The organism is Methylobacterium sp. FF17, from assembly GCF_025813715.1.
GTDB classification, from domain to species: Bacteria; Pseudomonadota; Alphaproteobacteria; order Rhizobiales; family Beijerinckiaceae; genus Methylobacterium; species Methylobacterium flocculans.
In genome coordinates this window covers 3,674,233-3,683,763 of the sequence record NZ_CP107532.1, presented here as the reverse complement: position 1 = coordinate 3,683,763, position 9,531 = coordinate 3,674,233, and the positions used below count along the sequence as shown (strand labels likewise).

11 protein-coding genes and 2 tRNA genes are annotated in these 9,531 nt (G+C 68.7%); 5 read left to right on the top strand and 8 right to left on the bottom strand.

The features are described 5' to 3' along the window. Window positions 1-92 precede the first annotated feature (92 nt). Window positions 93-341 carry a hypothetical protein gene (locus tag OF380_RS17420; protein ID WP_264046157.1) on the bottom strand — a complete coding sequence of 83 codons (249 nt, stop codon included), beginning with the start codon at window positions 339-341 and terminating at the stop codon, window positions 93-95. Between the two features lie 196 nt (window positions 342-537). Here OF380_RS17420 and OF380_RS17415 point away from each other — a divergent pair, with 196 nt between their 5' ends. Further along, window positions 538-816 carry a pyocin activator PrtN family protein gene (locus OF380_RS17415; RefSeq protein WP_264046156.1) on the top strand — a complete coding sequence of 93 codons (279 nt, stop codon included), beginning with the start codon at window positions 538-540 and terminating at the stop codon, window positions 814-816. 184 nt (window positions 817-1,000) lie between these two features. Here OF380_RS17415 and OF380_RS17410 read toward each other — a convergent pair. From OF380_RS17410 to queA, 3 genes are all read right to left on the bottom strand, one after another. Next, window positions 1,001-1,076: transfer RNA gene (locus OF380_RS17410), tRNA-Lys, on the bottom strand. 112 nt (window positions 1,077-1,188) lie between these two features. Next, on the bottom strand, window positions 1,189-2,361 hold the full coding sequence (gene tgt / locus OF380_RS17405; RefSeq protein ID WP_264046154.1) for a tRNA guanosine(34) transglycosylase Tgt: 1,173 nt from the start codon (window positions 2,359-2,361) through the stop codon (window positions 1,189-1,191). A 47-nt stretch (window positions 2,362-2,408) separates the two neighbouring features. Then, on the bottom strand, window positions 2,409-3,494 hold the full coding sequence (queA, locus tag OF380_RS17400) for a tRNA preQ1(34) S-adenosylmethionine ribosyltransferase-isomerase QueA (RefSeq protein ID WP_264046152.1): 1,086 nt from the start codon (window positions 3,492-3,494) through the stop codon (window positions 2,409-2,411). A 188-nt stretch (window positions 3,495-3,682) separates the two neighbouring features. Between queA and OF380_RS17395 the strand changes: the two genes are divergently transcribed. Both OF380_RS17395 and OF380_RS17390 read left to right on the top strand, forming a co-directional pair. Further along, window positions 3,683-3,925 carry a hypothetical protein gene (locus tag OF380_RS17395; protein ID WP_264046150.1) on the top strand — a complete coding sequence of 81 codons (243 nt, stop codon included), beginning with the start codon at window positions 3,683-3,685 and terminating at the stop codon, window positions 3,923-3,925. 196 nt (window positions 3,926-4,121) lie between these two features. Further along, a complete protein-coding gene (locus OF380_RS17390) occupies window positions 4,122-5,009 on the top strand; it encodes a cation diffusion facilitator family transporter (RefSeq protein WP_264046148.1) in 888 nt (295 codons plus the stop codon). Here OF380_RS17390 and lipB read toward each other — a convergent pair. Further along, the gene (gene lipB / locus OF380_RS17385) at window positions 5,006-5,731 is read right to left on the bottom strand and encodes a lipoyl(octanoyl) transferase LipB (RefSeq protein ID WP_404810472.1); all 726 of its coding nucleotides are present in this window, start codon (window positions 5,729-5,731) and stop codon (window positions 5,006-5,008) included. The two genes, OF380_RS17390 and lipB, sit on opposite strands and share 4 nt — an antisense overlap. 83 nt (window positions 5,732-5,814) lie before the next feature. Here lipB and OF380_RS17380 point away from each other — a divergent pair, with 83 nt between their 5' ends. Both OF380_RS17380 and OF380_RS17375 read left to right on the top strand, forming a co-directional pair. After that, complete coding sequence (locus tag OF380_RS17380) at window positions 5,815-6,120, top strand: FliM/FliN family flagellar motor switch protein (RefSeq protein WP_264046147.1); 306 nt, start codon at window positions 5,815-5,817, stop codon at window positions 6,118-6,120. A gap of 118 nt (window positions 6,121-6,238) precedes the next feature. Next, window positions 6,239-6,323: transfer RNA gene (locus OF380_RS17375), tRNA-Leu, on the top strand. 458 nt (window positions 6,324-6,781) lie between these two features. On the opposite strand, the gene OF380_RS17370 is transcribed toward OF380_RS17375, so the two are convergent. From OF380_RS17370 to OF380_RS17360, 3 genes are all read right to left on the bottom strand, one after another. Continuing rightward, entirely contained in the window at window positions 6,782-7,450 is a 669-nt protein-coding gene (locus tag OF380_RS17370; RefSeq protein ID WP_264046145.1) for a class I SAM-dependent methyltransferase, read from the bottom strand. 80 nt (window positions 7,451-7,530) lie between these two features. Then, complete coding sequence (locus OF380_RS17365) at window positions 7,531-8,598, bottom strand: glycosyltransferase (protein WP_264046143.1); 1,068 nt, start codon at window positions 8,596-8,598, stop codon at window positions 7,531-7,533. After that, entirely contained in the window at window positions 8,595-9,512 is a 918-nt protein-coding gene (locus tag OF380_RS17360; RefSeq protein WP_264046142.1) for a glycosyltransferase family 2 protein, read from the bottom strand. Before OF380_RS17360 ends, OF380_RS17365 begins: the two co-directional genes overlap by 4 nt. Window positions 9,513-9,531 lie beyond the last annotated feature (19 nt).

The window sequence follows — 9,531 nt, the reverse complement described above, 5'->3', positions numbered from 1 at the left end:
TTATCGCGAGCCCACCAGAGGACTTGTGAATGATCCTCCGCCAAGTGACGCCAGTCTACCAAGCTAATCTATGGACTCGCCGCAGGCGGGACTTACTCCGCGAGGCTGGACGGCGCCTGCCACGCCACTCCGGCATGCTTGTGAATGTCGCGGTCCTTGCTCCCGGTGTCCGCGTTGCTCGTCCAATAGCTGGGCTCAACCACATCGACGATGTCGTCGTCGTTGACATTGATTGAAGGCTTGCTTTCCCTCTCCTTCTCTCCCGCAACCATGCGCACACGTGCTGTATCGTAGGAAGCAGTGGCCAAAGCTTCATTCGCCGAGGATGTTTCGCTGGGCATCGATGTCGCTCCTGTTCGAAGATCAACGACCGGGTAACCGCTGAGTTCGTACGATCCGGTCATCCTGGCCTCGGAATCGTGTTGGGCGGACGAGCCCCACATGGCTGTCGGTGTCGGGCTCATTACCGATTTGGTAACGTGACGGTTCAAGGCAGCAAGATTGCACTGTCGATCATCGGTGCGCCATAAGGCGCCAATGACCAAGACGGCCTTCCTTCTGATCGCGCAGTATGGCTTGAGACCACTGATCCCGATCGAATGGGTAGCCCGTGATTTTTTCCCCGAAATCACAACCGAAAAGCTCATTCGGAAAATCTCTGCCGGAGAGATTGCGCTGCCTCTGGTTCGCATCGAGGCCAGCCAGAAGGCCGCCAAGAGCGTGCACATCCTTGATCTGGCAAAGTGGTTTGATGCGAGCCTCGAAGAGGCGCGGGAGGAACTTGCGCGGCGGGGCGGTAAAGTTGCGGGGATCTAGCTCGCGCTACTAACCCACACAAGGGGATGATGCTGTGTTCCATCCGTGTTGCACGGACCAGCCCACGTCAGGTCGTAACCCATTGTAAAACCACACACCGTGTTGCACCCTGACGCAACACGTTTTGGCAGTCAGGCAGTCACGAAAAAGCCCGCCAAGCCACTGACTTGACGGGCTAAAATGGTGGTGAGCGCGTTGGGGCTCGAACCCAAGACCTACAGATTAAAAGTCCGTTGCTCTACCAACTGAGCTACGCGCTCGCATCCGGCGGTGTCGCCGCGGCGCTGGGGCCGGGCCGTCGCGGACAGCGTGGCTCGCAATAGGGGCTCGGCGGTATGGGGTCAACCGGCTTTCCGGTTGTCCCCCGGTGACTCAGGCGGCGGCCCGCTCGGCTTCCGCCCGGGCCCAGGCGGCGCGGGTCTCCTCGCAGAAGGACGCGAGGCGCCCCGCCGCGATGGCTGCGCGCAGGCCCGCCATCAGCTCCTGGTAATAGGCGAGGTTGTTCCAGGTCAGCAGCATCATCCCCAGGATCTCGTCGCTGCGCACCAGGTGGTGCAGGTAGGCGCGGCTGTAGTCGCGCGCGGCCGGGCAGGTGGAGGTCTCGTCGAGGGGCCGGGCATCCTCCCCGTGGCGGGCGTTCCGTAGGTTGATCCGGCCGTGGCGGGTATAGGCGAGGCCGTGGCGGCCGGCGCGGGTGGGCATCACGCAGTCGAACATGTCGATGCCGCGCTCGACCGAACGCATCAGGTCGTCGGGAGTGCCGACGCCCATGAGGTAGCGCGGCTTGGCCGCAGGCAGGTGCGGCTCCACCGCCTCGAGCATCGCCAGCATCACGGCCTGCGGCTCCCCCACCGCGAGGCCGCCGATGGCGTAGCCCTTGAGGTCGAGATCCACGAGGCCTCGGGCGCTCTTCACGCGCAGGTCCGGCACGTCGCCCCCCTGCACGATGCCGAACATCGCCTTGCCGGGCTGCTCGCCGAACGCCACCCGACAGCGCTCGGCCCAGCGCAGCGAGAGCTGCATGGCGCGCTCGATGGCCTCGGGCTCCGCCGGCAGGCGCACGCATTCGTCGAGCTGCATCTGGATGTCCGAACCGAGCCGGCCCTGGATCTCGATGGAGCGCTCGGGGCTCATGTGGTGGGTCGAGCCATCCACGTGCGAACGGAAGGTGACGCCCTGCTCGTCGAGCTTGCGCAGGGCCGAGAGGGACATGACCTGGAAGCCGCCGGAATCGGTGAGGATCGGGTGCGGCCAGTTCATGAAGCGGTGCAGGCCACCGAGCCGCGCCATGCGCTCGGGGCCGGGGCGCAGCATCAGGTGGTAGGTGTTGCCCAGCACCACGTCGGCACCGAGGTCGCGCACTTGGCCCGGATACATGGCCTTGACGGTGGCGGCCGTCCCCACCGGCATGAAGGCCGGGGTGCGGATGACGCCGCGGGGCATCGCGATGGCCCCGGTGCGCGCCGTCCCGTCGGTGGCGTCGATGCGGAAGGTGAAGTCGCTCGGCAGGGCGTCGGACGGGGACTCGGAGATGCGCTCGGACATGGGCGCCCTCATAGCACCGGTTTTCCCGGGCGGCACGTCCGCCCCCGTCAGGATGCTGCCGGAAACAGCAGGCTCGAATCCCCGTAGGAATAGAACCGGTAGCCGGAGGCGATGGCATGCGCGTAGGCGGCCCGCATGGTCTCCAGGCCCGAGAAGGCCGAAACGAGCATGAACAGGGTGGAGCGCGGCAGGTGGAAGTTCGTCATCAGCGCGTCGACGGCGCGGATGCGCGTACCCGGGGTGATGAAGATCTCGGTGGGACCGGAGAACGGGTGCAGGCGCCCGTCCGCGTCGGCGGCGCTTTCGAGGAGCCGAAGGGCGGTGGTGCCGACCGCCACGATGCGTCCGCCGCGCGCGCGGACGGCGTTCAGGGCCTCGGCCGCCTCGCGGTCGAGGATTCCGATCTCGGCATGCATGCGGTGGTCGTCCGTATCCTCCGCCTTGACCGGCAGGAAGGTGCCCGCGCCCACATGCAGGGTGACCGTGTGCCGGGTGATGCCCGCCGCGTCGATGTCGGCGAGGAGCGCGTCGGAGAAATGCAGCCCGGCCGTCGGCGCGGCCACCGCGCCGGGCGCGCGGGCATAGACCGTCTGGTAGTCGGTGGCGTCCTGCGCGTCGGTGGCGCGCTTGCCCGCGATGTAGGGCGGCAGCGGCAGGTCGCCGATCCGCGCGATCGCCTCGTCGAGGACGGGACCCGCGAGATCGAAGCGCAGGACGATCTCGCCGCCCTCCCCCTTCTCCGCGATGGTGGCATCGAGGCCGCCGAGCTCACAGGGGGCGCTGCTCGCATGGCGCCCGAAGCTGACGCGATCCTGCCGGGCGAGGCGCTTGCCCGGCCGCGCGAAGGCGCGCCACCGGTCCGGCGCCTCGCGCAGGTGCAGCATGGCCTCCATGCGCAGGCCCGGCGATCCGGGACGGTGCCGGATGCCGGCGAGGCGCGCCGGGATCACGCGGGTGTCGTTGAAGACCAGGGCGTCCCCGGCCCGCAGCAATCCGGCGAGATCGCGCACGCGCCGGTCCACCGGCGGCGCGCCGGGCCGCACCACGAGGAGGCGCCCGGCATCGCGGGGCACGGGCGGGCGCAGGGCGATGCTCGCTTCCGGCAGCTCGAAATCGAAGAGGTCGACGCGCATGGCGCGCCAACAGCACGGTTTGGCGGGTTGGATCAATGGGGTGAACCGGCCGGTCTGGGTTCGCAAGGCGCCACGCAAGTGTCACGACGGCGGATGCCGGCCCCTCCCGGCTGTAGCGCCGCGCCGGGCATCATGGGACAAGAGAGTCCTGCGGGCATCGCAGCGATGTGCGGGGTTTGGGGAGCCGAATGAGCGACGAGATCACGGGCGCCGCCGTCCGCAAGCGGGTGACCCTCGACGGACAGCTCCTGGATCACTGGGAGCGGGAGGCGCGCCGCCTGGAGGCGCTGGCGGAAGGTGCGCGCTGGAGCTGGGTGGCGCGGCGGTTGCAGCGCAAGGCCGAACGCGCGCGGGCGCAGGGCGCGGTGTTCGCGGCGCGCGAAGCCGCGCGTCGCCCCCCGGACGGGGAGACGGCGCCCGACGCAAGCTGATCTGTCCGCGGATCGTCCGCTCGCCCCGCGTCGAACGGACGTTGCGGATTCCGATGGCCACGGACGCCCTTCATAGCCTCGGCTCAATCGTTCAGCGGCGGGTTCAACCTTTGCCGTGGCCTGGGGGCACCCGCAGCGGCTATGGGCACGGCGCCCGGACTGCGATCCGTCATCCGGGGACAGGCCGGACGACGCCATGGACCGTACCCAGAAAGCCGCCCTGCTGAGCACCGGGATCGGCGCGCTCGTGATGGGCCTCAAATTCGCGGCCTACTGGGTCACGGGCAGCCTCGCGCTCTACTCCGATGCCCTGGAGAGCATCATCAACGTGGTGGCGGCGCTGTTCGCCCTCGTCGCCCTGCGCGTGGCGGCGCGCCCTGCCGACGACGACCACCCCTACGGCCACCACAAGGCCGAGTATTTCTCCGCCGTGATCGAGGGGGCCCTCATCATCGTTGCGGCGATCCTGATCCTGCGCGAATCGTTTCACGGCCTGCTCGATCCCAAGCCCCTCGATGCTCCGCTGACGGGCCTCGCGGTCAATCTCGTGGCCACCGCGATCAACGCCGTCTGGGCCGTCGCACTGCTGGCCCGGGGCCGGGCCTGGCGCTCCCCCGCCCTGGTGGCGGATGCCCGCCACGTGATGGCCGACGTGGTCACCTCCGGCGGCGTCCTGGTCGGCGTCGCCCTGGTGATGACGACGGGCATCGCCGTCCTCGATCCGGTGATCGCCGGGCTCGTCGCCCTCAACATCCTCTGGTCAGGTTGGGGAATGGTGCGCGATTCGGTGAGCGGCCTGATGGACAAGGCGGCACCGCCCGAGATGGTGGCTCAGATCCGCACGCTGATCTCCCTCCACAGCACCGGGGCCCTGGAGGCGCACGACGTCCGCACCCGGCACGCGGGCCAAGCGACCTTCATCGATTTCCACCTCGTGGTGCCGGGCGCCATGACGGTGCAGGATTCGCACGCGATCTGCGACCGCCTGGAGGCGGCGATCGAGGGGGCTATCGAGGGCTCGGTGGTGGTCATCCACGTGGAGCCCGGCGAGCATGCCAAGGGCCGGGGCGTGCCGGTGATCTAATCGGCCTGCAGGGTGGCGCCGAAGATCGCCTCGAAGGCGGCGCGCAACTGCATGTCGACTTCGGGGAGCGTGACGAGGTGTCCGAGATCCACGAGGCTGGTGACACCGTGGCCGGAGATGCCGCAGGGCACGATCCCGGCGAAATGCGACAGGTCCGGCTCCACGTTGAGGCTGATGCCGTGGAAGCTCACCCAGCGCCGGACCCGGATGCCGATGGCCGCGACCTTGTCCTCGACGCCTTCTCCCTTCTCGGGCCGGCGGACCCAGACGCCGACCCGCTCCTCGCGGCGCTCGCCCCGCACGTTGAAGGCCTCGAGCGTGGCGATGATCCAGGCTTCGAGCGCCGCCACGTAGGCCCGCAGGTCGCGCCGCCGCCGGTTGAGGTCGAGCATCACGTAGGCGACCCGCTGCCCGGGGCCGTGATAGGTGTATTGCCCGCCCCGCCCGGTGCGGTGGACGGGAAAGCGGCCCGGCGCCACCAGATCCGCATCCTTCGCCGAGGTGCCTGCGGTGTAGAGGGGCGGGTGTTCCAGTAGCCAGACGAGTTCCGGCGCCGTGCCCGACGCGATCGCCTCGGCATGGGCCTCCATCGCCGCCACGGCCTCGTCATAGGGCACGGGACTGTCGCTGATCCGCCACGCCACCGGCGGGGAGCCCGGGACGGCGTGGAAATCGGCCGTCGGCAGCGCCAGCCGGGCGGTGGTTAGGGTTTCGTTTACCAAGACTTCACCATCGCGCATGGACAGTCGGGCAAGGGACGGGCGCCGCTTCGCGCGGGATGTCCCCGATTCAAGGGACGGTGCGCGTGGCGGTTCTCGAAGACCTCAAGGTCGATCTCAAGGTGGTGCTCGGGCGCAGTCACATGCCGCTGCACATGCTCCTGCGCATGGGGCGTGGCGCGGTGATCGAACTCGAATCCACCGAGACCGATATGGTCGAGATTCTCGCCAACGACCACCCGATCGCGCGCGGTCAGATCGTGGTGACGGGCAACCGTATTTCGGTGGAGATCACCGAATTGATCCGCAAGGCCGAGGTCGTGCGCCTGCCCGGCGTCACCATCGGCGACGGCGCGGTGCCCATCCTCGAGGGGGGCGTCGATTTCCTCTGATCCCGTCGCGGAGCCGCTTGTCGGACCAAAATTCGTCTGCTACTAGCTGCGCCGCGCCACGAGAGATCGTTCGCTTCACCCCACGGGGCAGCGGACATCACGAACGCGGCGAGACAATGCGGCCATGGCGGAATTGGTAGACGCGCTAGCTTGAGGTGCTAGTCCTGCAAGGGGTGGAGGTTCGAGTCCTCTTGGCCGCACCAACTTCTCGATCTTGAGCGACGAGAGTTGGTGCATTGTATGTGAAGGCGGATTACCGCAACCGGACAGCGGTCGATCGGATGATGGCGCAGTTGCGCGTCCGATTCTAAATCAGCACAGCTCATCAGCAGGATGTTGCGCCTGAACGGTCTGATCCCCATTGGGGCGTGGCTGCTCGGGCCGATCGAAAGCCTGGCGCATCGGATCATGCGAAAACGCGATGCATCCGTCGATGATGTGATCGCTGACGCTGGATACCACGTAGGCGGATCTGGGCCGCTGCACGGACTTCACTTCCCGATGTTCTGATCCTGTGCAGGGTTCAATCCTGCAGCGCGATGCCGATCGGCGTCAGGGCGGGTTTGTCGCGGAGGTCGGTGACCCCGCGCAGCGCCTGCATCGCGTCGCCCTCGACCTCCGCCCCTCCTGGCGGTCTGCGCCGTATCGTCGGCGCCCCTCGTTACTCCGGCTTCCGGAATTTGCACTTGCCCCGGTGCGACCATGGCCCCTGCACGCCGAACTCGGCACAGAAGGCATCCACCGCGCGGGTCACGCCGGGGAAGCGCCCGCCGAGACTGTCGTAATCATCGGCGATGAACAGGCCTCCCGGCCGCAGCACGGGCCACCACGCCCGCAGATCGGCGGCGACGGACGCCTCTTCGTGACCGGCATCGAGATGGATCACGTCGGCCGTCACGCCGCGCAGCCGCATCAGTTCGGCGGCGTTCACCGAGTCGAGGGGGAGCGGTACCACCCGGTCTGCCACGCCCTCGCGCAGCATGTTGGCCAGGAAGGTCCGGTAGAGGCTCGGGTACCCGTGCTCGGTGGCGAGTTCCGCAAACAGCGTCTCGTCGGCCCAGTGATCGACGGCCCCGAGCCAGGTATCGACGGCGACCACGGTCCCGACGATGCCATGCTCGGCCATCGTCCGGGCGAGATAGAGGGTGCTCGCGCCTTTCCAGGTGCCGATCTCGACGATCACCTCCGGCCGGAGTTCGGTCACGGCTTCCGCCAGATAGGGATGGATGCTGCGCCAGCCCTGCAGGTCGACGGGCCGCAGATCCGCCGGCGGATCCGCGAATGGGTCCCGGCCGTGCCATAGGGCCGCGATGAGCGCGTGTCGGTTCATGGTTGAAGCCCTGGATGCGTCGTGCGCTCGTCCCGGCGAGCGGATGGATGGGATGCGGTTGGGTCTGGTGGGTCGAAGACTCAGCCCACGCCTCCGGAACGGGCCGCCTGCGCGTAGAGCGCCTCGCACCGGTCGAGCCAAAGGTTGCGGGTGAACAGGCGCATCACCCGCGCGCGCGGGACCGGACGCGGGATGGCGAGCGCTTCGCCGATCGACCGCGCGAGGGCCGCCTCGTCCCCGTCGGGGGCGAGGTGTCCGGCCTCGCCGACGACCTCCCGGGCCGCGCCCCGGTCGATCCCCGCAACGGGTACGCCGCAGGCCATGGCCTCAATCGCCACGAGGCCGAACGGCTCATCCCAGCAAGGCGTGAACAGGAAGACGGAGGCGCGGCCGATCTCCTGCGCCAGCGCCGAACCGGAGAGATGGCCGCCGTAGCGGATCGGACCGCCAAGCTCCGGGGCGATCCGTGTCTCCCAGTACGCCCTGTCCTCGACAGGTCCGAACAGGGTCAGGGGGATTCCGGCCCGGCGCGCCGCTGCGATCGCCCGATGGGCGCCCTTGATCGGCGTGAGGCGTCCCGACCAGACCGCGCTGCCCTCCCCGCGATCCCGGTAGGGCCAGGCCTCCGGATCGACGCCGTTGTGGAGCACAGTCACCTCGGGCGGAAGCGGCTCCGGCCACCAGGCCCGGCCGTGGGCTTCGGATGTCACGGTGATCCGATGGGCGGGCGTAAGGCTGTCCTGCACGAACCAGCGCAGCGCGTCGTAGGGGGGCACGTGGAGCGAGGTGACCGTCGGCATCGCGGCGATGCGCCCTCGCTCGAGGGGCAGGCGGCTGAGGCTGTTGTTGTGCAGCACGTCGAAGTCACCGGCCGCGATCCGATCGCAGGCGCCCCGGTAGCCCGCATCCACATGGGCGACGAGGCGGGGATCGCCCTGATGCTCCGACCCGGGAAAGCTGCGCTCGTGGTGCTGCGGAATTACCGGATCGATCCGGAAGCGCGGGTCGCTGTCGCCGGCGGCGAACAGCACCACGTCGTGCCCGCGCGCCGTCAGCCCCTCCGCGAGGCTCCAGCAATGGGCCTCCATGCCGCCCGCGAAGGGCGGCGCGACGGGGTGGCGCAGGTGGGCGAGGAGCGCGATCCTCACACGCCGGCCACGGTGGCCGACCGCGCTTCCAGGGTCCGGATGACGGAGGCCGAATTCGTATAGGGCTGGTGGCTCTGCTGGCCGGTGAGCGCGAGATCGGCGGGCTCGGGGCGGCGCAGGATGCGGATCGGCCGGTCGGGCGTGTCGTCGATCAGGCCCATCACCTTGAAGGCGTAGAGCCAGTGGCCCATCGTGCGGTAGCCCCACTTGGCCTCGAACAGTTCGGCGTTGCGCACGACGCTGTCGAGGTGGTGGACCGGGGGCATGTGGTGCGGATGGTACTGGTGGTAGGCCAGCCCGCCCTTCATCCAGGCGATGGGCACGCCCCGCTGGTCGAGGATCTTGCCGAAATCCGTGTCCTCTCCGCCATAGCCGGCGTAGCGCTCGTCGAAGCCGCCGGTGGCCAGGAAGGTGGTCCGGCGGATCGCGAAGTTCAGCGACCAGAAGCAGCGGTAGTCGTGGCAGATCTCGATGCCGGAGGCCGGCGGGCCGCGCCGGTCCGAGTGCTTCTCGGCGACCGCTGAGAGACGCTCGCACGACCAGTCGCCTTCTGTGGCGTGCTCGGGCAGGTGGAGCACCTCGCCCATCAGCAGGCCGTCGAGTTCGGCGAGCCCCCGCGCATAGTCGGCCACGAGATCGGGCGCCGGGATGCAGTCGACGTCGAGGAACACCACATCGTCACCGGTCGCGGCCGCCACGCCGCGATTGCGGGCGGCGGCGAGGGGCAATTCGGTGCCGGGGATCAGGATCTGACGGATGGGGAAGCCGACCTCGGGCAGGTCGTAGGGCGCGTCCTGCATCACCGCGACGATGAACTCGATGGGCGGGCGCGTCTGGCGCTCCAGCCCCAGCAACACGTTGCGCAGGTGCGCGGGTCGTCCCTTGGCCAGGGTCACGACGGAAACGGTGGACATGCGGGTGTCGGGCTCCTGT

Excerpts from the sequence above, each read along its gene's own strand:
- OF380_RS17420 (WP_264046157.1), bottom strand. The coding sequence starts at position 341 with ATGCCCAGCGAAACATCCTCGGCGAATGAAGCTTTGGCCACTGCTTCC.
- OF380_RS17415 (WP_264046156.1), top strand. The coding sequence starts at position 538 with ATGACCAAGACGGCCTTCCTTCTGATCGCGCAGTATGGCTTGAGACCA.
- tgt (WP_264046154.1), bottom strand. The coding sequence starts at position 2,361 with ATGTCCGAGCGCATCTCCGAGTCCCCGTCCGACGCCCTGCCGAGCGAC.
- queA (WP_264046152.1), bottom strand. The coding sequence starts at position 3,494 with ATGCGCGTCGACCTCTTCGATTTCGAGCTGCCGGAAGCGAGCATCGCC.
- OF380_RS17395 (WP_264046150.1), top strand. The coding sequence starts at position 3,683 with ATGAGCGACGAGATCACGGGCGCCGCCGTCCGCAAGCGGGTGACCCTC.
- OF380_RS17390 (WP_264046148.1), top strand. The coding sequence starts at position 4,122 with ATGGACCGTACCCAGAAAGCCGCCCTGCTGAGCACCGGGATCGGCGCG.
- OF380_RS17370 (WP_264046145.1), bottom strand. The coding sequence starts at position 7,450 with ATGAACCGACACGCGCTCATCGCGGCCCTATGGCACGGCCGGGACCCA.
- OF380_RS17360 (WP_264046142.1), bottom strand. The coding sequence starts at position 9,512 with ATGTCCACCGTTTCCGTCGTGACCCTGGCCAAGGGACGACCCGCGCAC.